Raw genomic sequence first — 26,601 nt, 5'->3', positions numbered from 1 at the left:
CTCAAATCGTAACACAGGCATTACCACTGATGCGTGCAATTATTGCAACATTCCAGTCTATTACAATATACTAATCCATTCCGTAATTTGCAATGTCGCCTGACCACGCAAGCGACGAGAAGGGAAAGATGAATTACACGCACAATAGGAGCGATGATGAGAGCGGAACAACTGCCCGGTCAGGGAGGGATTTACTTCGTCTGAACCGGCGTGATTATCTAGCGGCAACCGGTGGTCTTGCTGGGTTCGTAGGACTCGGCTCAGGCATCACCGCCGCATCTAGTTTCGAACACAATGGAGATTCTCAGATTGATCGCAATCCTTCAAAAGCGTTTGGAGACCCAAATGCTGACGTCCGGCCAAAATTCCGTTGGTGGTGGCCTTCAGGAAATGTAGAGCCCGAAGAGATTACGGATGAAGTTAACTCTATAGCGGACGCCGGATTTGGCGGGGCAGAAATTGCCTATGTCAACTTCGCTCAAATTGGGGCAAACAACAACGCAGAAAAGTTTGACTGGGGTTCACCGGCCTGGAATCAAGGCGTTGAGACAGCACTCCAAGCGGCTAAAGCCCGCGATATTACAATCGATTTGACAATCACTCCATTTTGGCCCGCTAGTTTGCCTACAATTGAACCAGATAATGAAGCCGCGACCAAAGAGTTGGCCCATGGACAGACCAGAGTGAACGGTGGCGAGACATTCAGCGGAGCAGTTCCTCAGCCAGCATCGGATCCCAGCGGAGCTGGTCAAGCTAACCCAAATCCATCAGTGACCCCTACACTCGTCTCAGTCCAAGCCGCACGAGTCATTGATGAGGCTACAGATGGGTCACCAGTGGAGCTACAGCAAGACTCGCTCATCGACCTGACCACAGAAATTAAGAATGGTGAACTCACTTGGACTGCGCCAGATGATGGCGAGTGGCTCCTCATTGCCTATTGGAAGCGTGGAACAGCTCAGTTTACACATCCATCGTTATACGTTGTTGACCACTATGGCAAAGCAGGGACACAAGCGATAATCGATTATTGGGAGAATAACTTATTGACTTCTATTGTACGTGGACTCCTACCCGAAGTTGGTGGCACGATGTTTGAGGATTCGCTCGAACTGGACGCCACTACTTTTTGGACGCCTAGATTGCCTGCCGAATTCGAAGATCGGATGGGCTACTCACTCAACGAATATCTGCCACTAATACTCAAGGGAGATGAGACTGGCTCCGCAGTGTACACCTACGGTAAGGGCATCCGCTCACAACTCCGTAATGACTTTGAAGAAACTCTCGGCGAATTGTATCTTGAAAACCATGTTGAGATGCTGCAAGAGTGGGTTCACTCTATCGGATTAGAATTCCGAAATCAACCCTATTCTATGGAAATGCCAATGCCGTCCATTACTACTGCCTCGGAGACTGACGTTCCAGAGGGAGAAACATTGGGTTTCCGACATCTTGATAGTTACCGGGCTCTGGCAGGCGGCCGCGATATAGCTGGAAATCAAAAACTTTCGGACGAAACCGGTGGTTCATTCCCAAAAGAACGTTACCCAGAAGGATGGGAGGAAGTTGATGAAGTGGGTTTCCTGGGTGCCTCCTATCGGAGAACATGGGGGCAGGTGCTTTCAACGGTCTCTGAAATTTACACAGCAGGAGTGAATCAATCGGTGCTTCACGGCTTCAGCTACGCTGATGCCCCAAGTGCCTCATGGCCGGGCTGGCATGCCTTTGGCACGGTTGCTATGGCGCGAGGTCCGCGCCAGCCGACATGGAAGCATATTAATACTGTCTCTGGATATATGGGACGCTCACAGGAAGTGTTACAGAACGCCACATCGAAGGCAGACATAGCTATCTATCAACAGCAGGATGATGTAAGCACTGGTGCGTTCTTCGACGATAAGAATCTCAGCCGCGCTGGATATACATATCAGTTCCTCAGCCCCGGGGTACTGGATCATCCGAACGCAATAGTATCAAATGGACGGTTGACTCCGGAGGGACCAGCTTACAAGGCCTTCGTTATCGCTCCGCGAGAGATCGATCAAAAGAATACGATGCCGCTGGATGTGGCTGAAAACATCCTTTCGTCCGCTGCGGACGGACTACCGGTTGTCATGGTGGGTCAGGCTCCCGATCATGTTCCCGGCAACCCCGAACCTGGCGAAAATGAGCAACTGAGAGCCGTCGTTGATGAAATACTGGATCAATCTTCGGTACAGCAAGTCGAAAGCGAAGAGGATGTGTTGGAGGCACTCACGAGTCAAGGTATTCAACCAGCCGTTGAGCACGCCGAACCAGCCCCGCTGCTGAACGCCCGTCGCGCCGGAGAGGATGTCAACTATTACTTCCTGTACAACGGGTCTGACTCAAATACCGTTAACCAGACGGTCTCGTTCACCGGAAATTCGTCGAAAGGAGTCCCTTATTCCCTGAACCCATGGACCGGTGATATCACTCGAATCGCCAGCTATGAGAAGAGCAACGGCCAGATAAAGACTCCCATAACGCTTGCACCAGATGAATCGGCAATTCTCGCAATTGCCCCTCAGGGTTGGTATGAAGGCTCAGAAAGGTTGGAGATTCACGCAACGGATACCCAAGCCGACGAGGTCGTGGCGGTAGATGGTGAATTGGCCATTCAGGACACTCAATCCGGAACGTACACCACAAAATTGTCTAATGGGACGACTGTCGAGACAAAGATTGGTAATGTACCGGATATGCGAACACTGTCCAACTGGGATCTCACAGTAGAAGACTGGCAACCTGGTGATTCTGTGACTGAAACGAATATAGTAGAGCACGAGATAGAACTCGATACGCTAAAACCTTGGAAAAACATCTCCGAACTTCAGGATATCTCGGGAGTCGGTCGCTACAGTACTACTATCGAACTCGATGACGGCTGGACCGGTGGGTATGGCGCATACTTGGATCTAGGAGACGTATTTGACACTTTCCAAGTCACGGTCAACGGTCAACAATTGACGGCTGTCGACCAGGTCAACCCAGTCGCCGATATCGGTCCATATCTCGAGTCGGGTATAAATGAGATTGAAGTTGAGGTAGCTACGACATTGAACAACCGGCTGCGTGTCGCACAGCCTGATAGGTATGGTGACCGGTCGCGCCAATCATATGGCTTGCTCGGACCAGTCAAATTCATCCCATACGGACAAACAGAGATCCGGAACAGTAGTCAAAACTCGAATGGTAGCTCAGACGAACCAGAAGAGACTGACGATGCCGATGACATCTACTAGGGACCGGGTGATGACGATGACGGCGATGATACCGACAATGACAATGATGGGCATGTCGACGAGGATGATGAAGACAAAGATGATGACGACGACAGCGACGGTAACAACCGAGACGGCGATGACGATGGCGCTGTCGACGAAGACGGCGACCAGGATGGTAATCCATAGCTAAAAAGCAGCCTTGTCGAATCGATGATCCAGCAGTACATCGTCGAGAGCGACGTACTGCTGGGCGCTGCCCGGGAATCGATCGACCACTTCGGTTTTCGAATCAGCCGGTGCGGTGGCTGGTTCCCATTCCGAACGTTCCTTGACTGGCTCAATGCCCAGGATGATCGGTACATCGTTCCCGACGATCACGATCGTCGGGAACGTGTAGCCGTACTTGACCTCGCAATCATCGTAATATCCGCTGACCGTCGGCGGATAATCTGGTTTCGGGATCTCTTCGTCTTTGTCCACCCACGGCCAGACGTGATAGGGAACGTGCGTGAAATCGATGGCCGCCACGTCGTGGCGGCCATCGAAAGGATTCTCGTGACGGATCGTGCGAAGGATGTTCTCTGTCGCCCCGTCGAACGCGTCCATGACTGCTTCGCGGAACCGTTCAGTAAACGCCACGACATCCTCAATTCGGTACTCCTGTAACGGGTTAGGGAGTTCCTCTCCGGTCGGCGTTACGAACTGCTTGATCACCCACAGGAACGTTGAATCGTCGCAGACGTCGTTCTCGAACGTGCCTTTGACCGGTGGGTCTGGATATCGAGTATTCGCGAAGTGTCGCGAGTACTACGCTACTTCATATCCGTAGAACTAAGAACCACACTATCAATTCCTACCAAAGATGGAGCGAATTGCATTTCACCTCCGTATTAAGGAAGGACAACGACAGGCGTATCGAGAAGAACACGAAGCTGTGCCCGAGGCGCTCGAATCGGCGTACGTAGATTCTGGCGCGGGACTAAAGACCTACAGCGTCTTTGAAAAGATGGACACGTCTTCGGTTATATGGAAGTCGAAGACCCCGGAGGCGATTAGAACGGTTATGGAAGAAAGCGATGAGCAGGCTGACTGGGCCGAGATGATGGGTTCAATCGTCATCGACGAAGACGATACGTGGATGGACGAAGGGTACCGAATGGTATAATCGGTTTTATTGCGAACACTTTTCTGACCTTGCCGGAGATTCCTGAATCCATAGGGAGTATTTAATCAGAGGGCTATGACTAGAAATCGACACTGATGTTCATTTTGCAAATAGAATATCGAAATTCGGTGTTATTGGATCGGCATAGCCTCAACAGTTCAATCAATAGATTTCCGACAATATCGGACATAGATTTCAAAAATCGTAGCCACTTGAAGGGTCACGGAATGGTCCTTTCTGAGGCTCTATTCAATTATGAGCCGCTGGTTCAGAATTATATTGCAAATTTGGTACTGTAAAGCAAGGCACTACTAATTTTCTCGCAGGCTCTCTGGATCCAATTCAATCTATCAACAATCATCCGGCAATGCCGGGGATTTTTTGGAGAGTTTATTTCAATGGGCGTGGGGATGCCATTCCCTTGGAAGGCGAGCAGATCCACGATGTTGTCCACGATCTTTACCAGAAGGACATCGATGTAGAAGTTGAGGCCGCATTCAAGCGAGGGAAGTACAACGGAACGCGTTCGCTAGACACCAAACAGTTCCGTGTCGTCAGCACCCGCGATGACGACACCGACGACTACCACCTATGCATCACGAATCTACCGTGTGAGGAGTTTCTTCCGAAGGATCTAGCGACAATCTATCGGTATCGATGGACTGTAGAATAGTTGTTTCGGCAACTCAAGACGAGTATGAACTGGATGAGTTCAATACGACGAAAGAGCACATCGTGAAAATCCTAGTGTATGCAGCACTGTTGTCGCTGTTAGTGAGCCGTGAATTGCTGGCACTGGTGACAGAATGTGCCGAAGATGAGGCAGTCATTCCCACTAGGGCGCTGGGCAGCGACCTTCCGATCGCACGCCCAGCTCATCCTTGACGATCTTGGTGAGTCCCTCGAATACTCGCCACCTCCGCTGTTGGAGCACCTGATCGAAGATGCGCAAAAAATTCACAGCCAACGCCCGACCTTGCAGGAGACGCTCGCTACCACTACGCAACCGAGGTGTGTCTTAGTTAAAACCTACTGATATGTATGAGATCTACCAAATCATTAAATAGTAATGTCCATATTTATCCGCATAGCTTCGTCTGCTAACCGGTCACAGTCCTGCGACTTATTAGCAGATGATAGAGCTATCTGCATAAGAAAATCGTGACAGCACCCGACCTACACTGTCGTATAGGAAAATAAATATCTTCGAACACAATCAATGACTTCAGACCGTGATAACCCTCGGCGCACCAATGAATCAGAAAACAACCACACACCGTCTTCAAAATTGTCGACTAACCGTCGGACGTTTCTATCTGGCATAGGGGGCATGACCCTGACGACTGGACTCGGAGTGAGTAATGCAGCCGGCAGCAATCAAGAGGCTCAAATCGGTACAGAACTAGGACCGGTCTTTGGTCCACTCAGTCGCCAGAAATTAAGCAATCGAGGAGAAGGACAGGCAGGGGCAAATACAAGCCCATTCTGCCCTCAGTTGAAAACCTACAACGGCCGTCAATACGTTGCATACTGGACCTACGAGGGTGATTTAGTTGTTGCTGTTCGAGACCTGCCCGAAGGTGAGTGGACACAGAGCAATACCGGCATTCAGATCGACAACTGGGATCCACATTGGTCGCCAGGACTCGGTATTGGGCCTAAAGGACATATTTTTATTAGTTATAGCGTCCGAGTCTCTGAGGTTCGTAGTCGTTGAAGTGCTCTTTCTCCGAGGTGTCTCGGTAGTAGTGACCGCCGAAGAAGTCTACATGGCAGTTGTAGACTGCCCAGTGGTCGAACCCGTGGCGACGCGGCCCCGGCGGCGTGAACTTGTCCCGTGGGATGCCGTCGAGGTGCCACTTCCCGACGTAGGCTGTGTTGTACCCCACGTCCTGAAAGGTCTCGCCGATCGTCTCGACGTCAGATCGCATCGAGAGATCGTTCGCGAGGGCGCCGTAGCCGTGGGGATACTGGCTGGTGAGGAAGCCCCCGCGGTTGGGCGTACAGGCGGGGACGTTCGCATAGGCGTTGGGACAGTGGGCGCCCTCTTCGGCGAGCCGTTCGAGCGTCGGCGTATGAACGTCAGTGTTGCCCGCAGGGGCTGTCGCCATCCCGCGATGCTGGTCGGGTAGATTGATATCGTTACTGGTACAATTCCGGAACCATTCCGTCTGTGGGGTTAATGTCCTGATGCCGGAGACAACCGTATTCTGCTGAAATATCAACGACATCATTACTTGACTTTACTGTGGTACCATCCTCTATCGAGGCCAATGCTGTTATAGTTGAGAACAAACCATCTATTGGGATTATCATCGTGGGTGTAGTCAATATGGTTGTAGTTCTGCGAATCGCCCGCCCAGCCAATCTGGTACTCAATAGTCTGGAGCGCGGGGATCTCGTAGTTCCACCACCAGGAGAGGTCTTCGGCGTGACCGAGCAACTCGTCGTTACTCGTCTTGGGTGCGGCGACAGCCTCGTATTTGTCCCAGAGATTGAGTGTTTCGGTCTCGCCATTGGCCTCCATGTCGCCGACTTTCGTCGGGATCTCGTACTCGTTGGGGTGGCCTGCGAATCCGAATTCCGTCGGTTTACCACTCTCGTCCAGCCCTTTGTGAATTATGTAACTGTGCCATGCGCTCCGGTAGTAGCCTGCCGGATGATTGGCACCCGCTCCACCACCGTTCTGGTGCCAGATGATGAGGTCCCAGCCCTCTCCGAAGTTCGGTCCCTCATTACTCAATGTCACGAAGTCGCCGACGTTCTCCATGAGGTTATACTCGATCTCGATCCCGAATTTCTTGAGCTGGCTGCGGATCGTCGGTCCGATAGTCTTCCAGAACACGATGTCGACCATCCGCCACGAGATAGTGTCGCCGTCTTTGTCCGCCCAGATACCGTCGCTGTTCTTCGAGTAGCCCGCAGACCGCAGCAGTTCCGCCGCCTTCTGAGGCTGGCCGCTCGCACCGTAGTTGTTCAGACTCTCCACATGACTGTCCGACAACCAGGTGTCTTGGCCGATACCGGTCATCCCGTTATGCAATTCCGGCGGAAATCCATTACCTTGCCGGTTAGTGACGACGGCGTTGTGGTCCACGAGGTAAGCCAGCGCTTGACGGACCTTTCGCTTGCCGAGGTGTTTGTCGGTCCAGTTCAACCGGTATTTATTGCCTCCGGAATCTGGCCACGAATATTCTGTCATGCCATCGGGCAGCGGAGTCCCTTCTGGTTTCCCTTTAGCCCCGTCGATTTGGTCGTTCTTGATCGCGAGGCGACTCTGGGACTCCCCCGAGACGAAGTTGATTCGGAGTTTCTCGATGTTCTGCTGGTCGGCGTAGGGGTGATCCTCGTATTTCGTGTAGATGGCAGACTGCTCATTCACCGTATCGACCTGCCAGATACTGGTGCCGATACGATCCGAGAGTGGGAGTTTGTTCTCTGGTTTGTTGGCCTCCTCGGTGATGGAGTTTAGTTCAGACTCTGTCGTCGCATCCATAATTTTCTCGTACCACGGACGTACCAGATCACGGTCCCACGATGGTGAGGCAGACTTCCTCCCCTCAGTCATGAAGTAGAAATCTTCACGCGCTTTCGTCGTGAAAGTTCGCTTGAGAGTCTGTTCGTCGATCATCTCGACGGTCTGTTGCGGTTCCGTATCGGGGGCTAGTTCGTTTTCTTTGCGTTGTATCTTAGCGAGGAGGAACTGATCCTCGGCAGTGACTGGCTTGCCGTCGTGCCACGTGAACTCGTCGTTGAACTTGGTGATCCGTGTCTTGTTGTCGTCCTCCAGTTTGTCCTCCGTGACGAGGTGCCAGTACGTCTCCGCATCGAACCGCTGGCGATTTGCCCACGGAGGCGCGGTCGTCATTCGAGTGTATGTTTGCCAGGACGCGAGGCCACCGACGGGCCCCGGAAGCATATTAACATCTCCAGGAAGCATCCCAAACGCGATGTCGTAAATCGGTTCGACGGGTTCACCCTCGGGGGCCACGGGGAAGTGATCGACCATCTCATCTCCCGATGTCGCCGTTCCACCGCCACCGTCACTGCTTCCTGAGGTTTTCCCTTCAGGACTCGCGGTCGGTGTGTTGCTTCCGCTTCCACACCCAGCTATCCCCGCTACACCCATCGTGCCTAACGTCGCAAGCAGTCGACGCCGCGTCGCTGACGTCTCCTCATTGTGTCTACTTGGCATACGATAGAGTCCACAGTTTAATTCCTTAAATAACTTTCTCTGTTTGATAGGAATTGCAGAACAAGTGACCCGTACAATTCGGCGCCAGCGCAGCGGGACGTATCCATCTGCTATCTGATTCAGTCAATTTCAGCCGTAGCAGAGTCTAAACCGCGGTACAATCATTTCGCACTTGATTCACTGCCTGTTGTCTACTTCTGATATATTTCTACCAGGTTTGCGCGTATCACGAACACTACTCGCTACGAATCGCTCCGCTCTTGAACTTCGTAATCTCGCCTCCTATGAAAAGTCCCCCCACCTCGACAAACCATGCTACTCAAAATAATCCTTGCGAGTATTTTCCTCACCACCGTCTCTGAAGTGGATATTCAGCCGTATTTAGACGCTAGTAAGAATGGCTAAATGTCTAACTTACTAGGGAGTGAAGCGGGAAGATGAGTTTGTGTCAGCAAACTCGCCCGCTCACTGATCGGGTTGTGTCGCTTGCTCAAAAAGCCGTCGGCGGCGAGCCAGATCCAGCGTTCCAAGCGGGTGACGGCGGCTACGCAGACTGGGTGATCGTGGCGATCAACGGCCTCCGAGAGTATCTCGATCATCCGTATCGGCGGTTGTTAGACGTGCTTCACCGTGTGTGCGCGCAGACAGGACTCGAATATGCGGATCTGGCGCGTCCTGCTGCGGTTGTCGGCGGAGTTGCACGTCACCGGCGATGTGCAAGCGATCGACGCAACCGGCATGGATCGGATCGCTGCCAGCCAACACTACGCAAAACGGACGAACTACACGTTTAAGACGGTGAAAACGACGATCCTCAGTGATTGCAAGACCGGCACGATCCTGGATATACATTGCTCGATGAAACAACCGCACGATTCCAAGATCGGCTGGCAGATGGTTAAACGCAACCTCGAGAAACTGAACATTCTTACCGCTGACAAAGGCTACAACTGGTGGCTCCTTCGCCAAAGATTGCGTTCAGAAGGCGTCAAACCGGTGATTCGACACCGCGAATTTGGCTGGCACGGCATCGCAAACAATCTCTTGCAAGATGATACGATCTACCATCAACGCTCGAACGCCGAATCCATATTTTTCGCGTTGCGCCGCAAATACGTCGAAATCGTTCGCGCTCGAACCTAGTTCGGTTAGTTCCGCGAGCTCGTCCTGAAATGCGCTGTCAGAAACATCGAACTCAGCGTCAGCCACTCACGACCGTGAATTCACGCGTCTAAACAAGGCCGGATATTCCTATCCCAGTCGTAATTAGCAACGACGAATAGATACTCACACCAGAGGTTGGCAACACAAACTGCATCCACGGAAGAGACGTAGCAAACTCTTTGGTGGAGTCCTTCGGTGAGTCAATCTAAGTTTCATCGAATGTTGAGTCTGGAATGGGCCAGCACAGAGTGGATCTCACTGACAGCGGATGCCCGCACGCAAATCAATTGTCATCGTACACATATATTTATATATCGGAAGCGTGAAGCCCAAATAGAGATAGACCGAAGGATCATCGATACATCCTTTTCCCGGGACGACCCGAAGTCCGCTTTCGAAGCGTTTCTCGACTCGCAAGTCATCAAACCAGTCTTCACTTTCTCAGAGGAGTGAGCGCGATCGATCACTGAACGACTACCCGTGGTAATCCTGTAGACAGACGTGATGTTTTTTCAGGCCCCAGGACGGGTACTGCTACCCTGAGCGATTCATAGGTTGCAAAGGTATCCGCAAGCTCCGGGACAGTCGGACGATCCCGGCCGTCAGTGGATGGTCGGAAACATGTTGTACCGCGCTTCGGCTACTAAGTTAGCAATGTGTCCAGCACACCAGTTTAAATGATTACGAGGAATCTCTGAGCAGGCGTTCCAGTATTCGCCGGTATTATCGTCTCACAATCTCCATCATGAGCGCTTCTCTACGGGTATTTCTTCTAATCGGTGGCGATACAGTGTCCAGAGTCGATGAATATCCCAGTTATTTTGAGACTAGCCGGTATTATCGGTCTTTAGTAACTCCCATATGTGCAATTGTCAGTCCCACACCGTAGTAAAATAGGTGTCTCTGAAAATAATGCGTCCCCAATTATAATATTAGGTATATAATTTGTATTGGCGTCCGAATGTAGTCTTTGCCAGAGAACTCTTTGAAACAGATAACCAACCGGTAATGCCGGCAGGTTAATTTGATCTGTCCGTCCGTAAACAGCAGTTGCCGACTCAATTCGCAGCGTATTCGCTGAGGTACGATGAAATTGCTGAAATCTGGCTTGACCCAGTTGGTCACGCAGTGATTTGCGTAGGCAATGAGCGACGAGACAAGAAATGCACGGCGACCGTCAGTCTCGCCAGTGCGGAAGGGCGAACTCACCCAGGCGCCAGTTCAGATCTGCCGCCCGAGAGGCCTACCCGTATGCCACTGACCCGAGAAAGACCCGAAACGTCGCCGTTGACACTGCTGGCCGCGTTTTCACCTGCCGTTGCTCCGAGAGCAGCAGACACACCACGATCCAGAGATTGTACAGCGTTACAGCGAACAGAAAGTATAACTTCAAGTATCTACCAATCATTCTTCGTTTATGGATATCGGCTTATGCACCATCACTAACAAGGATTGGCCAGTCGAAACCGTACTCGAACTGGCCGCCAAGACGGGATACGATGGCGTGGAAATATGGGGGCGGAAACACGTCGGTGTCGACAGTAGCGGCGACGATCCCGACCTTGATACTTGTCGAAACATAGCCAGTCGAGCGAGCGACCTCGGTCTGGAGATCCCGGTTTACGGGTCATATCTCCGACCGGGGACCACAGGGTTCCGTGATAAACTCGCGGCCGAACTTGAAGTGGCAGTGGTGTTGAACGCCGATCTCATTCGCGTGTGGCCCGGCGATCAAGAGTACGGCGACCACACGTCAACTCACTGGGACAATATTGTCAACGACCTGTCCCTCGCCGGTCAACAAGCGGCCGATCGAAAACTAGGTGTGACTGTCGAGAAACACGAAGGGACGGTAACCAATCGAGGAGAGGGTGCACGACGTCTTCTTGAGACGGTCGACTCACCCGCAGTTGGACTCAACTGGCAACCGCTGTTTCATCTCGATGGCGAGGACCTCCTCGCAGAAGCGGAGCTCCTGGCCCCCATGTGTAATAACATTCACCTCCAGGCTACACGGGAACAGGGTGGTCAACGACGATGCCTCCTTTCGGACGCGTACTTCGATCTACCGGCACTTCTGTCGGTGTTTGATCGAAGCGGTTTCGACGGGTACCTCGAAGTTGAGTTCGTCGACCCAACGACAGACTACGAGACCTCTGTCCGAGCGGAACACGAGTACCTCGCGGGAATAGTCCCGTGATTCATTTGCATACATAACGTGAACGACGGATCTCACCGTATCGCCGTAAGTTTATTGGAATGGATCCGAGAAAAATCACTATGCATGTCCACGTAGCGATGCCCGACACCAGTCTTCGTACCGACTTCTTTTCCCCGGAGGTTCGTGACCGACTCATGTCCCTGGGAGCAGTAACCTGGAACGAAACCGCTGAAAACCACACGTCAGCAGAACTTTAGGAACGGATCCAAGGGGTCGACGTGCTGATCACTGGCTGGGGAAGTCCGAAAGTGACAGAGAACGTCCTCTCTGAAGCCGATGACCTTAGATTGTTGTCGCATACGGGCGGCACCGTTGCGGAGATTGCCTCCCAAGATGTCTACGAGGACAGAATTCCGGTCGCAAGCGCGAACGACGTTATGGCTGACCATACAGCCGAACACACTATCGCCGCACTACTCGCGGAGTGGCGCGCGATTTCAGCGTTGGACACCAGTATGCACTCGGGAGAATGGAACAGGACCGATCACGAGATCAATACCTTGTATGACGCGACGATCGGTCTCGTCGGTCTCGGAACCATCGGCCACAAATTGATCGAGCACTTGGTCCCGTTCGAACCGAACGTCCGTGTCTATGATCCGTACGTAAATAAATCGGTTCTGGAAGACTACCCGTTTGCGACGTTCGTGGACCTCGATACGGCTCTCGACGATATCCGATGGTACGCTACTCGTTAATACCGCCCGCGCAGAGATCGTCGAGGAAGAGGCTCTCCTCGAAGAGTTGCGCTCCGGTCGCCTTTCTGCGGTGCTCGACGTGTATCACGAAGAACCTCCAGAGAAGCCGAGGTACAAGAGAGAGAAAAGCCGTCGCCGGACCCGGATAAGGTACTGGTTAGGGTCCACTCGGCGGGCCTGTGTGGCAGCGATGCTGGCGTCTTCAGCTATGAAGGCGGATACGAGTGGATTCAGGTCCCAAGAACCATCGGTCACGAGTATTCTGGCCTCGTAGTCGATGTGGGAAAGGAGGTAACCGAGTTCGAGGTGGACCAGAAAGCCGTTAAGGAACCGATCCACGACTGTGACCACTGTTTCCAATGTAAGAACAGACAGGAGAACATCTGTCAGAATTTTTCAATTACTGTTATGCATAGTGACGGTGACTACGCGAAGTATACGACTGTGGCGGAGCGGTACCATGCGGTACCAGAAAGCGTACCACTGCGAGAAGCTTCGATCGCTGAACCAACGAGCATTGCTACATGTGCCGTTCTGGACCTGCCCCGTCTCACATCTGACGACAACGTGCTGGTCGAGGTGTCTGGCCCTATTGTCGTGCTCACAGCCATCGTAGCTAACTCAGTCGGCGCAAACGTCGTAGTCTCTGGGTCGCAGAAAGGCGACTATCTTGGGAGCTATATCGAAGAGGCTGGCCGCTCACCCGAGTATGTGAAGTATTCCTAGCTGGGGCACTGTCTCGTCACTGATTCCCAGTAGCGACTCGAAGAGATGGCCGAGCGTATCTTTCTCATCCCGAGTGCAGCCCCCAATCAGGACTACGATATTCGGTTCATCGAGGAGGCCCGGACGGCAGGTGGCTACTTTATCGGGACTCCCTCGGAAATCGCCAGTCAAATACAAAACATGGTTGATCCGGGGTTCGAGCGATTCCAGCTCATCTTCATCGACTACTCGAACCTGGACAATATGCGGCTGTTCGCCGACGAGGTTGTTAATTAGATCCTATTTTGGTTTTCAGGTTTCGTCGCATTTGCCACCCTGACAGGTTCATTTCCCGTGAACAACACCACCGTCGACAACAAAGCCCTGTGCAGTTATCCACTCGCCCTCGCCAGAGAGAAGAAGAACACAGAGATGGGCGATGTCGGCCGGTTCACCAATACGCCCGACCAAGTGTCTTTCCGCGAGCGATTTCCCCTTCCGACTCTGTTCGCCGATCTCACAGTCGGCAAGCCGGTCAAGCATCGGCGTTTTCGTTGCTCCAGGATGGACGACGTTACAGCGGATGTTGTACTCAGCAAGGTCTATCGCTATCGCAGTCGTCAGCGAATCTATCGCCCCTTTCGAGGCGGCGTACGCTGACTGCCCATAATTGGGAGATCCCGCGCCGGCGGTTGAGCCGATATTCACAATGGCGCCATCTCGCTCCTCCTCGACCATGTGTGACCCGACCACCTGACTCGCGAGGAAGGTCCCTCGGATATTAACCGAAAGATGATGGTCGATATCATCTTCGGTGAGTTTTAAAAAGGGCTTCATGACCTGTACGCCGCCAGCGTTGACGAGGCCGTCTATGGGGCCCAGAGCGTCGATTGCTTGCTCCACGCCGTTTTCAAGGTCGGTTTTGTTAGCTATATTTACCTTCACAGCGATCGCCTCTGATCCAGCGTCTTCGACTCTTTCAACCGTCTCTGCTGCACCTTCTTCATCAAGGTCGAACACTGATACGTTTCCGCCGGCTGTCGCGATTCGACGGGCGACCCCTTGGCCGATGCCGCTTGCGCCACCAGTTACGACGATATGTGCTCCTACGAGGCGAGTATCACTCATAGTTGGGTAACGGCAGGCGGAGTTAAGAAAGCATTGAATAGCCCGTTTAATTTCATCGAAGTCCGCTACAGATATCTCAACAAACACCCTTAAATGAGAGAACACAATTCCGTTTATACCGGAAGTGGTAGATTTCTGATAGAAGAGGTGACAAGTGTGTATAAAACGAATTCGAGAACTTTCCGGTTATGACGGATGTAATATGAGTAACCTGACGATCATCAGCATCATAACTGTGTCTTGTTATTTTCTACTCTTTGGTGTGTGAACTGAGGCTGGTCATTAGCCATCCAAAAAAGTATAACAAATGTACTCCTGTTATTCCTTAGATCGGTCCACTAATACGGTTCGTGTTGGGTCCAATCAAATATATCTAGATATTCGACAAGTTCGTGACCAAGGCATTTCGAATGTCTTTGATAGGCTTCAGCTCAACTTATTCGTCCGGCTATGGGATGCACAGTGCTTCGCCAGACTCTGGTTAGAAATTGACCAGTAAAGTGATTTTCTGTTCATCATGGTCTCTACAGCGTCTATTAACTGGCCAGTGCCCGCCAGCGGCGAGTTCTTATATCCGGCATAGTCGGATTTTTGAAAATGAATATGGCTATATCGGATGAGATCTCGCCACCACTTACACATGATATGAGGGAAGTGGTCACATCGATGCGTACCCAACGCGTATTACGATGCGGCTCGGTGTCGCGACCATTTCCGCGGAGGACTTGCCAGTCGAATCGGTGCTTGCGCTCTGCTCGTCGCTCGCAGTCGATGGCGTAGAGATATGGGGCGGCGACCATATTGGTGGCGGGGCACGAAATTTGTGTCATAGAATTACAGTCACGGCAGCTGCTAGTGATATCGACGCGACGGTCTTTGGCTCGTACCTCCATTTCGGCAGCTAGACAATCAACAGGAAACCGACTCAAGCCCTCGATGTGACGGCGGCGCTGGGCGCGGACACGATTAGTATTTGGGCGGTGGACTGCAGCTACCGGTACTATACCGACAGCGAGTGGGACCGCATCGTTGCGGAACTTCGGCAGATAGCTAGCGTGGCCTGCGAGTGGGGGTCTCTCGGTGACCGTTGGACGCCACGCGGACTCCATGACGGACTATGCCGACGGTGCACAGACGCTTTTACAGGCAGTCGATACCTCCACCGTCGGCCTCAACTGGCAACCGCGGTTCGACCACGACAGAGAGCAGGTGCTCGCCACCGCCGAATTTGCGTCTCTTGTGAATCACGTTCATTTGTAGGCAGTGTCGGAGCCCGGCGAACGAGAACGAGGTGCGTTGGCGGAGGCGTACTTTGACATGCGGAGCCTCGTCGGCACCTTCGAAAAAGCTGAGTTCGAAGGCGTCCTGACTATCGAATTCGTCACGCCGACGGTTTCTTATGAGGAAGCTCTCTCTGCTGGCGTCGCCTTCCTTCGCCTCGATACTATGAGCGACTGGTTGCTTCAGCATCCTGAGAGCTAGTCTGGTTAAGGTTACTCGGTCCAACTAAATGGTTACCGTACTCTCCAACTTGAGCAAGTTCTATTATATTGTCGAACTGCGCCCGTTTAACGGGGATCTGTCAGAACCCAATCATAGAGGACCGAAATTCGAATTCAGCGTTCTCCTCCTTAGCCATGAGTGTGTTCGATGATATACTTGCGTCTGCTGTTTCTCCCCTCGCATTCAAGTTGTATTTAAAATTCACTGCCATAAGATAGAAGTGATCTTTGAACAGCTGGCACCCTCAGTTCTCTGATTAGTTGCCTGGACTCACACTTAGTGAGGGATACAGAAACCATATACAGTACTCGAGTATCCGGCTTCTTTGGCGTCAGCTGTCGCCCTACCTCCACGTAGCAAACAGCGGTACTGGGCCACCGCCGTGGCACGATGGGCTGTCGTCGACTGACGGAAACTGTACCATCAGGAGAATAGCCACGGGAGGAATGCCGGCGCGAGGTAGAGGAACCACTGGACGAACCAAGCTATTCCAAGCAACATTATCCCCCAAGGTTCAGAACCGAGAGACGGGCGAATGGGCCATTCGGACCCCGAGGACTGTTTCCGCTGTGGATAGATGTAGTCGAACACGAAGTGAATCATCATTCCGAGGGCTGTAAAGTGAACTAGCTCGACGAGGAGTCCGGACCACGGAATGACTGGATTTATCACTACTTTGTACGCGAGCGTTGGGGCCAGAAACGTATGAAAGAGCCAAGACCTATGAAACCGTTCTCTAATTGTATCGATGTTTGGGATCAAGACGCCGACGATAATTGGCAGTATCCAGATGGGATATGCTCCGAGAACGACCGCCGAGATACCCACCAGCAGGGCAGCTCCGACATAGAGACTTCGTCCGGTCATGCGTCCACTCCGCGGTACGCGGTTGCGATATCGGTGGCCCCTCTACCGGCGAGTTCTTCGTAAGAGATTACTTCAAGGACAGTAATTGCCCCAGGGGCGAAGACCACCGCGAGGGCCGGAAAGAACGTCGACAGCAACCCCAGCAGCCCCACTATCGTTAGCTGGAGCACTGAAAAGTAAGGCCGTTCGAGTGCGATGGAGATCCCCTCTTTCATTGACGCTCGAAACCCCGGCGTGGCAGGTGACCGAACCGTCACGCTCGCCGCTCGAAGCAACCACACCGGAACGATGACGACCGCGTACAGTCCAATAAGGCTGCCGAGGAACAACGTTGGAGTCTGGGCAGATACGAACGCAACTCCGTAGACGCTCGTCACCAGCGCAACAACCAGTATCGCCGTTGTATAGGGAAGTCCGCGAACGAGGCTCTCCCGAAATGACGACACGAACAGCGACACTCGTTCACGTTCCGATGTCGGTCCGCCACGATTCTCCCCGGTAACCACGGTCGTCAGTGCCTCTGAAAGAGCCATGAGACTCGCACCAGTTGTCACGACGGGAAGTGAACCAAGGACGAACAGCACACTCACAGTGATGACCGTCGCTAGGTCACTGTATAGAACCCACACAAACGCGGCCAGCGATTCTCGGAAGTCCGGTTGCGTTTGGTGGTTTGACATCATCTACACAAATAGAGTGACAGACCGTACAAATATCTCACGGTATTGATCAAACGAATATATCAATGGACCCGGATTTGAGCTCGTCGACGGTGTTGACACCGAACAGCAGGGAGAGGAAGTTCATCGAGAGAGTAGAACCGGCGATCTGGACGCCGTGGAGTCGGCGACTTGAGTAGTCGGCGTAACGTTTGAATGTTCAGAGAGTGTTTAGGTCGTAACGAAGACTGGTCGTTAAACCAAACCAGCGAAGTATTTGTCGGAGGAGGACCTCGATACAGCGATTGACGACACATGGAAGGCTGGCAAGACGGGTCTCCTCTGGCGACTCTGTTTCATCAAGAACGTGTATCTCGGTGATACCAACGAAATGAACGTGTCAGCGTGTCTCATCCAAACGGTGAACGGTGGCTTCACGTATGGAACGAACGAGGGATCGAAGAGCCCCGACCAAGCTTCGCGGGCGGGCTGTCCGCGAAGCTCTCATCTGAGCAATTCGACGAATTCTTTCGCCCTGCTTGAAGCGGGCCAACCGTAGACACCACAGGAGGTTCACGCGCTGTTGTAGGAGTGCTACGGCGTTAGCTACGATCGGGCGCACTTGGCGCAAATTCTCCGTGCAGACGGTATGCAGTACGCAAAACCTTGACCACTGGATCCACGTCAATCAGCCGATGCTGAGGACCAACTCTTCAAGCGCCGCATTCAGGCGTTCGAAGAGAGACCCACCGTCACCAATCACTTGCAGACCACCCGCAGTGAGACGATTGTTCTCGGCTTCATGGCCACAGCCGTTCGAGAACTCACAGCGGATGTGGTCGTACGACCGAACCGTCGAAATCGATAAACCGCTGGTCACGGTTCCCTGGAAAACGCTCGGCTTCTACGCATTACTCGGGAAGAGTACGCTTATTTTCCGAGAACGGACGACAAAAGAGAGTATCTGTGCAGCGTTAGAGGCGATCCGCGAGCTGGATCCGGTCGGCCGGATTCAGCTCATCGCTGACAACGATGGCGGTCACCACGCCCATCTCACCCAACAACGGGCCGACGAACTCGGTATCGAGTTCGTCTTCCTTCCCCCATACTCGCCGAACTTCAATGCAATCGAACCGCTCTGGAAGACCCTCAAGCGGAAGATTTCGCCAGAAATCTTCGAGGGCCAAGATCACTTCAGACGGTTCGTTGCTGACACATTCCTAGACATTTCGAACCGTCTTGGGTTCGCAAACAAGTGGATCGACACGTTCCTCCCCGATGTGCAAAAGTTACGCTAACCACTCCTGCCGTGCGTGCGCGAAGCTGGTGGCTCGAGTTCCGTGAAATGCTGCTCAAAGCCACCGTCTACAACCTTCGCCGCAGCGTCCGATATCCATGAAATCCGCCGCCGTGTACCGAAACTACAGAGCCCAACGTTCAAAGCTGAGTCAGTTATTAGGTGGACATGACGGGTTGTTGTCTGACGTCACGAATCCTGACTCGCCGTACATATAAACTGGAACACTGTTCTTCTCACTGCTTGGTGTATATGCATATACCTTCGCATCATCGTGATAGTTCTGTATGACCTCCTGTCTACGCAGATTACCTTTACTATCCGGCATATCTTCTATTTTCTGCCACGTCTGTCCACGGTCTGTGGATTGATATACACCGATACCAGGTTCCGCATCGCTCCCGTACCTGCCGGAGTTGTAGATCCGAATATCTTGAGGTGATTTCATGAACATCGGCCCGTACGGGACATCCTCCTCGTGAATCTCCCACGAATCGCCGTCCCACCGGGCAAACGTGAATCCCGAGCGCCCGTGCTTGGTGGTAAAGACGAGATGAGGAACCTGAAAGACACCTCGGGAACTGTTACTGTTACCTACATCATGATAGGCCATCTTCGCCGGCGGCAAGGCGAAATCCATACCAGTATCATAGACGAGCATTTTCTCGTCGGCTTCGGTCTTATCGAACGGTAAATCGATAGTCTCGCGTGCGGCGTTTTTCCATGTTCCCTCCGAAGTCATCTGCATATAATAACGATTGAATCGATTGTAGGGGTGAATGTGTGGAAGGTTACTTTCGGTTTTCCACGGTCCATGAGCATGATACATCCCCGTCATGTGAATGGAGTCGTTTCGGCCTTTCCTGAACCTGAGGTACCACGAGTCAAGGTATACGGAGTCTTCCCCGTAGCCGCCGGTTCGTTTTTCGCCAGCAGACGCGATGACAGTCGGGTCGCTAAACGTTCGACCGTTGTCCGTGGACGTGACGTATTCCCAGTCATGCTGGTGAATCCCGTCCCGGTAGAACAGGTAGAGCGTGCCGTCGTTTTTCTTAATAAATTGAGGATATGTCGTCTCGTGGTCTATGTTGTCTAATATCTCCCATGACGAGATATCCTCCGGGGTTTGCGTGACGGCGTGTGCTTGCTTGCCCGCGTGCTGTCCGTGGCCACCATACACGACGTGGATATACCCAGCGTCATCGACGATCATTGCTGGTGAGCCGTGATTGTCGTCGTGTGGTGCGAGGGGATTGTCACCGACCTTGACCGGCCCGTTAGCAGTGCCAGTTTTATGGTCATAACTCATGACAAAGGGATCCAGATTATCTTGGCACCCCCCGTGATATCCGAAGTAGGTTGTGTCATTATAGTGAACAGCATGCTGCCGATGGCTACCCAAGGCTGGACTGCCTGCTGTATTGGTAATGTAATTACGTCCGGTGTTGCTTTGATTTTGTTGTGACGAGGCAGCTGAGGCGGCTCCTGTGGTGAAACCGCCCACGATCGTTCCTCCAGTTAGTTTTAGTGCTGTACGTCGTGTCAATCCAGGATTGAATGACTTGTCCGCTGATTTGTCTGGCTCCATGACGCATTACAACCATGAAACCACCCATTAATAAGCATTATCTTAGTCAAATTTATATGTAAATAATATTTCATTAATGCTTCGGGTCTGCAAACTCGCTAGTTGTCCACTCTGGCTCAGAAGCCTCCTAACTGATACGTCATCGTGAAGGAAGTAGGTGAATCAGGTGACTGATTCATCCGTTGTCTGGATACGCACCTGATGAACGTTCCAAGACTCAAACAGGAGCTTACAGATCTGGATATGTTCATTACGAACAGCCAACTCAAGACTCTTGCTCTAGAGGTGCTTGAGTTAGTGCCATCGTCAGGAATCGAGGGATCGCCCCTCGATTCCGTCGATATCATGGAAATCGTTCTCCGAGCAACCGTTGGAACAACCTCCGTTAACGGCGTCACGACCGACACGGAGGACACGCCCAACAGAGAACCCGTCATGGACTGGCTCCACACGCTCAACAAAGAGTCGATGTTGGACGCCGTCAGCGATATTCTCGCGACGCTGGCGATGCCGGTTCTCGACCGCGATCGGTCGAGAACCGTCTGCATCGACTTCATGGACAACCCGCTTCATTAGGGTGTCATAGAACGCTTCACATACCTCACTAGCGGTCCAGAAAACGGTGTCTGAGAAAGAGAGACTACGCTCATGGATAGAGGATTGTTGGTCAGGCTGCAGCAGTAGCTGGAAGTCGTAGCGGGCAAGGGTGGCGCGTCCGCGCCACCCGACGAAGCATGTTCCCATTGAAGACGTTCGTCTCGGAGCGTCGCGCCGCGAATCTGCTGGCACAGATTCGCTGGCGTGACGGCGTCTATTGCCCACGCTGCCGTGGCGAATCCGTGATTCGGTATGGCAGCTATCGGGTGTTCCAGCGATACCGCTGTAAGAATTGCGACCGCACGTTCAACGATCAGACCGGCACCGTCTTTGAACACTCGGCGGTCGAACTCAGAAAGTGGTTTCTCGCCGTCTACACCTACATCCGCTTCAACACCAGTCTTCGGCAGTTAGACGTCGAAATCGATGTCTCCTACAAGACGGTGTACCGGCGCGTCCAGCGCTTCCTGCGGGCACTGGACGCGCCTCGACCACAACTCGAAGGTCCAGTTGAGATCGACGAACTCTACGTGAAAGCCGGACTCAAAGGCCGCGAGCGCGACCGAGCGTCGCGCTCGCGTGGCCTGTCCACGCGCGGACGTGGCACCTACGAGCAGGACAAGCCACCCGTCTTCATTTTGGCTGATCGCGGTACCGGCAACCGCTACGTACTCCCAGCGAAAGCCGCGGACGAATCGACGATTCGACTCCTGCTTGCTGACCGCACAGAGGAGTCGCTAACCGTCTACACCGACGGCTTTCGAGCCTACGAACCGCTTGACGAAGACGACGCTTTCGACCGCGAATACGTCGTCCACGGCGACGGTGAATACGCCAATGGAGACGTTCACGTCAATACCTGCGAGAGCCACGGATCGCTGGCGCGATCCTGACTCTCGCCCCATCGAGGCGTTTCCAAGGATAAGCTCACGCCGTATCTCCGAGCGTTCCAGCTCCGTCGTCAAGTCTTCCGAAAACCGGGAGAAGACGCGCTCAAAACCATCCTCGAAACAGCACTATGAGTCACCAACAATCTCCGCCACAAGAGCGATTCCCAAACAATCTGCTGGAAGATTCTACTGGCGGACGTCAGAGTCATGGTCCTTTGGGGCAGTTCCTAAATTCAGTTGTGTTTTTAGGCCGTGATGATTCTACGCCTAACTGTGATTCTGTGATGTGGTCAACATCTCGTGGTTCACCACGATTGATTATCGATTCACCTGTGCTCTTATCGAAGACGTGAATTTGATCGGATGGGAACGATACCCGTATCCGATCCCCTACTTCGATTTTTGTGTTCTTGTCCACACTTACCGTCGTCTCAGTGCCACTGATATCGGTGTGCAGACAGGTGATATCTCCTAGTGGTTCCACGACGTTGATGTTGGCTTCAAACGTTCCCTCGGACGATTCAGCGTTCGCTTCACTGAGAATCTCTTCCGGACGTATCCCGAGTGTGAACTCGGGACCTCTGGTGTCAAGTTCAACCTGAAGTCGCTCGGGGAGGTGAATCTCAAAATCCTCGCTGACGAGTGTGTCGTCTGTGAGCTCTACGTCGAAGAAGTTCATACTGGGGGATCCAATAAAGCTAGCTACAAATTGGTTTGATGGTTGTTGGTAACACTGATCAGGCGTACCGATTTGTTGTAATTCGCCGTCGTCGAGAATTGCAATACGATCATCCATGGTCATCGCCTCGGTTTGGTCGTGGGTGACGTAGATAGTCGTGACGTTGAGATCCTGGACAAGGTCCTGCAACTCCGTCCGCATCTGCGTTCGAAGTTTTGCGTCAAGATTCGAGAGGGGTTCGTCCATGAGAAACACTTCCGGGTCTTGAACAATTGCTCGACCTAACGCGACTCGCTGTTGCTGACCGCCGGAAAGCTCTCCCGGTTTCTTATCCAATAGATTCTCAATGCCCATCAACTGTGCTGCATCAACCACTCTGGTATCGATCTGTTCGTTGGACAGCTCTGTGGTCATCCGAAGCCCAAAAGCCATGTTCCTGTCTTTCGGTTTTCGTTGTGTTACAGCGGTCCCATCAAGTACAATTTCACCGTCTGTGGGTTGTTCAAGACTCGCAATACATCGGAGTGTCGTCGACTTCCCGCACCTAGAAGGACCGACGAAAATGAGAAACTCACCATCCTCGATGTAGATATCTAAGTCGTTGACGGCAACGATATGCTCGCCTCACTCTTCTCCAAACTTTTTTGATTGACTCAATCTGCAATCGACCTATGTGATAACATGGCCATTGAGATGCAACAACAAAGTAGTTTCTATTGTCTCTGAAGCAGGAGAGCCCCCACACCGAACTACAATCCCACTTGAAGCGGGGGTCACACAAGCGAAACACGCTTCAGAAGCGGACAAAGCACCTCCTGTGTGACGCGTTCGCTATCGAGACTGAAAGACGAATAAGCAGAAACTATGCCCCCGATACGCTGGTCCAATATGGCCATCAGTTGAGTATAGGGATGTGCCAATCGCCCCGAAACACCTGACGATCGGTCGAATCGAGTACAGAGTTACACACTCATAAAGCACAATGAGAATGGTGGATATCGTTTGACTTTCGGCGGCCTCTCAAACAAATGAGCGGAGCCAACTCGGGACGTGCGATGCCTACGTTAAACGGAGTCGGTGACACAAGCCGGAGTATTGTAGCGGCCGAGTCGCGGAGAAATGGTTCGTGTAACAAAAAATAGAAAATACTATCGTTCAAGATTCCGTTCGTCTTCAGCAATCAGTAACATGACAGGGTCAGCCACACCAGTGCATCTCCTCACTGAATATGAACGTGAGCCGAAGAATATCAACCCAGCGGTCGCACCACGATTTTCATGGCAGATTCAGTCGACGGAACAAGCAACAACTCAATGTGCATACCGAATTCTTGTTGCGTCATCGTCGTCAGTACTGAGTAGAAATACTGGAGACGTCTGGGATACGGGTAAGGTACGCTCGAATCGAACAACGGCCATCGTGTACAACGGGTCACCATTGGAACCGGAGACCGCATACGTCTGGAAAGTTCAGATATGGACTGAAAAGGGTGCATCGAGCGCGTGGAGTGCCGTCCATTCATTTACGACTGCACTTGCAAACAGTGACAGTGCGTGGGAAGGACGGTGGATAACGTACGATCCCATCCCCAGGGGTCAAGAACGCGGTCACAGTCCACTCCTCCGGACTGAATTCACTCTTGAAAACAAACAGATCGAATCCGCTCGTGCACACGTATCCACGATAGGGTGGGGTGAATTATACCTCAATGGAGCAAAGGTTGGTACCGAAGTACTCAATCCCGGGGTTACTGATTACGAGGAACAGACGCTCTATTCGTCGTATGACGTGACTGACCAGCTTTTCAGCGGGCAATCAAATTCGGTTGGACTCTGGCTCGGACGGGGTTTTTACGATAAATCGATCCACGATTGGACGGGGTTAGGATCACCACGTGGAATCCTCCAGTTAAACGTTGAGTACAACGACGGCAGTACCGACACAGTCGTGACGGATACATCTTGGACCGCAGATGGAAGCCCAATTACGAAGAATGATATCTACGATGGAGAGACGTATGATGCTCAAGTGGAACAACCCGGATGGGCAAGTCCAAACTTTGATGACGGCAGTTGGTCGACGGTGACTGCAGTCCAAGGGCCCAGCAGTAATTTCGATTGGCACCCGCAGCGACTCCCGCCGATCAAAGTGACGAATTCGATCCGGCCGGTCGACATCTCTCAGAACGACGGCGACTGGGTGGTGGACTTCGGCCAGACGATAGCGGGATGGGTGGAGCTGACAATGGACGGCGCGCGCGAGGGACAGGATATCACCATCGAACACGCTGAGGTTCTCGTTGACGACGGAGAACTCTCACACGACACCGGGAACCTCAATATGGAGGATCTCAGAGACGCCGACGCGACGGACACCTACATTGCGAAGGGTGACGATGTCGAGACCTACGAGCCGCGCTTCACCTACCACGGCTTCCGGCATGTGCGAGTATTCAACTACCCCGGTGAACTCTCGCCTGACGACATCGCTGCGAAAGTCGTCAGAACCGAACGTGAGGCCAATGGACGGTTTTCTGCGTCGAACGATGACCTGAATGACGTTCACCATATGGTAACCTGGGGGCTCAGGACGAACACCCACAGTATTCCAACGGATTGCCCAAATCGAGACGAACGACACGGTTGGACGGAGATTTTCCGCGGGGCGTCGACGGAATATTACGAGTACGAAACTGAGAAAACACACCGATTCTACGAAAAGTGGATGCGCGACCACCGCTACGATATGCGCTCGAAGGGAATGGTAGCCGTGACGATACCAGACCAGGTCAGCGAGGAGGACCCGAACTGGTCGAAGTCTACGGTGCAGTGTGTCTGGCATATGTACGAGCACACAGGCGATAAACGAGTATTGGCAGACAACTACCCGATGATGACACAATACGTCGACCACTGGCAGTCCCGGGCGACCGAAGAGGATCGAGAACACATTGTTCCAGCGAAGTACAATACCTTTGGTGATTGGCTCGCGCCAACAACGGAGGAGATTGAAAACGACCCAGCGATGCTGAACACCTTCGCTCACTACCAGACGACAAAGACAGTTGCGAACGCGGCCGCTGCCCTCGGCAAGTATAACGAGGCTCGGATGTACGAAAACCGTGCGAGCACGATCAAGACTGCCTTTAATAATCACTTCTACGACGAGACAACCAATACCTACGGCAGCGGTGACATGGGTACGTTTGCGATGGCGATGCACGGTGGACTCGTTCCGAAGGGAGCCGAGCAAGCAGTTGCCGACGAACTCGCATCGACGATTAGGAATGAGTATGATAATAAAATCGGAACTGGAACAATCAGCACACAGGGACTCCTGATGTCAGCCCTGATGGAGTACGGATACGAGGATCTGGTATATCACCTCGTGTCTCAGCCAGAGAGACCTGGTTGGGTGTACATGGCACGTAACGGTGCTACTACCCTGTGGGAGCGCTGGGACAGCGATACTCAGATCGGCTCTGGCATGAACTCGTTCAACCACCGTCTCTGGATGGAGGTCGGCGAGTGGTTCTACACGAAGCTGGTCGGGATTCAGCCAGCAACGCCCGGCTTTGAACGGGTACTGATCAAACCCGTGGTCCCGACAGAACTGGAACATGCGAGTGCCGAAACGGAAACTATCCGTGGGAAGATTGCGGTGGCGTGGGAGCAGTATACTGATGAGTTCGTACTCGAAGTTACGATTCCTGGAAACACTACGGGTGAGGTCTGGGTTTTAGCCAATCACCAATCAGCAGTCTACGAGGGCGATACCTGTCCCGCTGAGGATGCTACTGGTGTTACGTATCTTCGTCACGAGAACGACTACGCCGTATTCGAGGTCAGCGCCGGGTCCTACACGTTCCACTCGGACAGCACGCCTGTAGACAAGCGGTTCGACTCGTGACCCAGAACAGGTACAGGCTAGAGAATAATGCCTAGTCCCAATCGCATGCACTACAGACGGGGTTAACTGTTCATCGTATCGTCTTCTA

General features: G+C 52.6%; 20 protein-coding genes and 8 pseudogenes. 20 read left to right on the top strand and 8 right to left on the bottom strand.

The features are described 5' to 3' along the window. Positions 1-92: 92 nt before the first annotated feature. Together MW898_RS21825 and MW898_RS21820 are read left to right on the top strand one after the other, a co-directional pair. Positions 93-3,266: a glycosyl hydrolase gene (locus tag MW898_RS21825; protein ID WP_248910394.1), complete on the top strand. Its 3,174-nt coding sequence runs from the start codon at positions 93-95 to the stop codon at positions 3,264-3,266. Then, a complete protein-coding gene (locus MW898_RS21820) occupies positions 3,253-3,438 on the top strand; it encodes a hypothetical protein (protein WP_248910393.1) in 186 nt (61 codons plus the stop codon). Before MW898_RS21825 ends, MW898_RS21820 begins: the two co-directional genes overlap by 14 nt. Here the strand turns inward: MW898_RS21820 and MW898_RS21815 are convergent. Beyond that, entirely contained in the window at positions 3,435-3,962 is a 528-nt protein-coding gene (locus MW898_RS21815; RefSeq protein WP_248910392.1) for a hypothetical protein, read from the bottom strand. The genes MW898_RS21820 and MW898_RS21815 overlap by 4 nt on opposite strands. Positions 3,963-4,110: 148 nt before the next feature. Here MW898_RS21815 and MW898_RS21810 point away from each other — a divergent pair, with 148 nt between their 5' ends. The 3 genes and pseudogenes from MW898_RS21810 (at position 4,111) to MW898_RS26335 (ending at position 6,130) form a co-directional block, all read left to right on the top strand. Beyond that, a complete protein-coding gene (locus MW898_RS21810; protein WP_248910391.1) occupies positions 4,111-4,413 on the top strand; it encodes an L-rhamnose mutarotase in 303 nt (100 codons plus the stop codon). Between the two features lie 403 nt (positions 4,414-4,816). Beyond that, a pseudogene (locus MW898_RS21805) lies at positions 4,817-5,449 on the top strand (transposase); the annotation flags it as partial. A gap of 183 nt (positions 5,450-5,632) precedes the next feature. Further along, positions 5,633-6,130: a BNR-4 repeat-containing protein gene (locus tag MW898_RS26335; protein WP_368409219.1), complete on the top strand. Its 498-nt coding sequence runs from the start codon at positions 5,633-5,635 to the stop codon at positions 6,128-6,130. On the opposite strand, the gene MW898_RS21800 is transcribed toward MW898_RS26335, so the two are convergent. Together MW898_RS21800 and MW898_RS21795 are read right to left on the bottom strand one after the other, a co-directional pair. After that, positions 6,090-6,647 (bottom strand): sulfatase-like hydrolase/transferase, encoded by a 558-nt coding sequence (locus tag MW898_RS21800; protein WP_248910390.1) that lies wholly within the window; start codon positions 6,645-6,647, stop codon positions 6,090-6,092. The genes MW898_RS26335 and MW898_RS21800 overlap by 41 nt on opposite strands. Continuing rightward, positions 6,647-8,608: an ABC transporter substrate-binding protein gene (locus MW898_RS21795; RefSeq protein ID WP_248910389.1), complete on the bottom strand. Its 1,962-nt coding sequence runs from the start codon at positions 8,606-8,608 to the stop codon at positions 6,647-6,649. The genes MW898_RS21800 and MW898_RS21795 overlap by 1 nt, the downstream gene beginning before the upstream one ends. A 424-nt stretch (positions 8,609-9,032) precedes the next feature. Between MW898_RS21795 and MW898_RS21790 the strand changes: the two are divergent. The 6 genes and pseudogenes from MW898_RS21790 to MW898_RS21765 all read left to right on the top strand — a co-directional run bounded on the left by MW898_RS21790 (position 9,033) and on the right by MW898_RS21765 (position 13,693). After that, positions 9,033-9,829, top strand: a pseudogene (locus MW898_RS21790) (IS5 family transposase). Between the two features lie 1,360 nt (positions 9,830-11,189). After that, positions 11,190-11,972: a sugar phosphate isomerase/epimerase family protein gene (locus MW898_RS21785; RefSeq protein WP_248910388.1), complete on the top strand. Its 783-nt coding sequence runs from the start codon at positions 11,190-11,192 to the stop codon at positions 11,970-11,972. 80 nt (positions 11,973-12,052) lie between these two features. Continuing rightward, positions 12,053-12,190 (top strand): hypothetical protein, encoded by a 138-nt coding sequence (locus tag MW898_RS21780; protein WP_248910387.1) that lies wholly within the window; start codon positions 12,053-12,055, stop codon positions 12,188-12,190. Positions 12,191-12,370: 180 nt separating this feature from the next. Next, positions 12,371-12,965: pseudogene (locus MW898_RS26330) on the top strand (NAD(P)-dependent oxidoreductase). Further along, positions 12,869-13,387, top strand: a pseudogene (locus tag MW898_RS26325) (alcohol dehydrogenase catalytic domain-containing protein); the annotation flags it as partial. The pseudogenes MW898_RS26330 and MW898_RS26325, both read left to right, overlap by 97 nt. A gap of 75 nt (positions 13,388-13,462) precedes the next feature. Continuing rightward, positions 13,463-13,693: a hypothetical protein gene (locus MW898_RS21765; RefSeq protein ID WP_248910385.1), complete on the top strand. Its 231-nt coding sequence runs from the start codon at positions 13,463-13,465 to the stop codon at positions 13,691-13,693. Between the two features lie 48 nt (positions 13,694-13,741). Here MW898_RS21765 and MW898_RS21760 read toward each other — a convergent pair whose 3' ends face one another. Further along, positions 13,742-14,524: an SDR family NAD(P)-dependent oxidoreductase gene (locus MW898_RS21760; RefSeq protein WP_248910384.1), complete on the bottom strand. Its 783-nt coding sequence runs from the start codon at positions 14,522-14,524 to the stop codon at positions 13,742-13,744. Between the two features lie 689 nt (positions 14,525-15,213). Between MW898_RS21760 and MW898_RS21755 the strand changes: the two genes are divergently transcribed. The 3 genes from MW898_RS21755 to MW898_RS21745 all read left to right on the top strand — a co-directional run bounded on the left by MW898_RS21755 (position 15,214) and on the right by MW898_RS21745 (position 16,006). Further along, complete coding sequence (locus tag MW898_RS21755; protein ID WP_248910383.1) at positions 15,214-15,429, top strand: hypothetical protein; 216 nt, start codon at positions 15,214-15,216, stop codon at positions 15,427-15,429. Between the two features lie 175 nt (positions 15,430-15,604). Next, positions 15,605-15,784, top strand: a complete 180-nt coding sequence (locus MW898_RS21750; RefSeq protein ID WP_248910382.1) for a hypothetical protein — start codon at positions 15,605-15,607, stop codon at positions 15,782-15,784. Between the two features lie 3 nt (positions 15,785-15,787). Further along, positions 15,788-16,006, top strand: coding sequence for a hypothetical protein (locus MW898_RS21745; protein WP_248910381.1), 219 nt, complete (start codon positions 15,788-15,790; stop codon positions 16,004-16,006). Between the two features lie 444 nt (positions 16,007-16,450). On the opposite strand, the gene MW898_RS21740 is transcribed toward MW898_RS21745, so the two are convergent. Next, complete coding sequence (locus tag MW898_RS21740; RefSeq protein WP_248910380.1) at positions 16,451-16,894, bottom strand: hypothetical protein; 444 nt, start codon at positions 16,892-16,894, stop codon at positions 16,451-16,453. Continuing rightward, positions 16,891-17,577 (bottom strand): hypothetical protein, encoded by a 687-nt coding sequence (locus MW898_RS21735; RefSeq protein WP_248910379.1) that lies wholly within the window; start codon positions 17,575-17,577, stop codon positions 16,891-16,893. Before MW898_RS21735 ends, MW898_RS21740 begins: the two co-directional genes overlap by 4 nt. 253 nt (positions 17,578-17,830) lie before the next feature. Here MW898_RS21735 and MW898_RS21730 point away from each other — a divergent pair, with 253 nt between their 5' ends. The 3 genes and pseudogenes from MW898_RS21730 to MW898_RS21720 all read left to right on the top strand — a co-directional run. Beyond that, positions 17,831-18,112 carry a hypothetical protein gene (locus MW898_RS21730; protein WP_248910378.1) on the top strand — a complete coding sequence of 94 codons (282 nt, stop codon included), beginning with the start codon at positions 17,831-17,833 and terminating at the stop codon, positions 18,110-18,112. 220 nt (positions 18,113-18,332) lie between these two features. Next, entirely contained in the window at positions 18,333-18,851 is a 519-nt protein-coding gene (locus tag MW898_RS21725) for a transposase (protein ID WP_248910377.1), read from the top strand. Positions 18,852-18,859: 8 nt separating this feature from the next. Next, positions 18,860-18,952: pseudogene (locus MW898_RS21720) on the top strand (IS5/IS1182 family transposase); the annotation flags it as partial. Positions 18,953-19,001: 49 nt separating this feature from the next. Here the strand turns inward: MW898_RS21720 and MW898_RS21715 are convergent. Further along, complete coding sequence (locus tag MW898_RS21715) at positions 19,002-20,159, bottom strand: BNR-4 repeat-containing protein (RefSeq protein ID WP_248910376.1); 1,158 nt, start codon at positions 20,157-20,159, stop codon at positions 19,002-19,004. 480 nt (positions 20,160-20,639) lie between these two features. Between MW898_RS21715 and MW898_RS21710 the strand changes: the two are divergent. After that, positions 20,640-21,011 (top strand): annotated as a pseudogene (locus MW898_RS21710) (ISH3 family transposase); the annotation flags it as partial. A gap of 161 nt (positions 21,012-21,172) precedes the next feature. Beyond that, positions 21,173-22,057: pseudogene (locus tag MW898_RS21705) on the top strand (IS1595 family transposase). Between the two features lie 73 nt (positions 22,058-22,130). On the opposite strand, the pseudogene MW898_RS21700 reads toward MW898_RS21705, so the two are convergent. Beyond that, a pseudogene (locus tag MW898_RS21700) lies at positions 22,131-23,277 on the bottom strand (ABC transporter ATP-binding protein). 515 nt (positions 23,278-23,792) lie between these two features. On the opposite strand from MW898_RS21700, the gene MW898_RS21695 reads away from it, so the two are divergent. Beyond that, positions 23,793-26,513, top strand: a complete 2,721-nt coding sequence (locus MW898_RS21695) for an alpha-L-rhamnosidase (protein WP_248910375.1) — start codon at positions 23,793-23,795, stop codon at positions 26,511-26,513. Positions 26,514-26,601: the final 88 nt, after the last annotated feature.

This window comes from Halocatena marina, from assembly GCF_023276375.1.
GTDB classification, from domain to species: Archaea; Halobacteriota; Halobacteria; order Halobacteriales; family Haloarculaceae; genus Halocatena; species Halocatena marina.
This window is presented reverse-complemented; position numbering and strand designations above follow the sequence as displayed.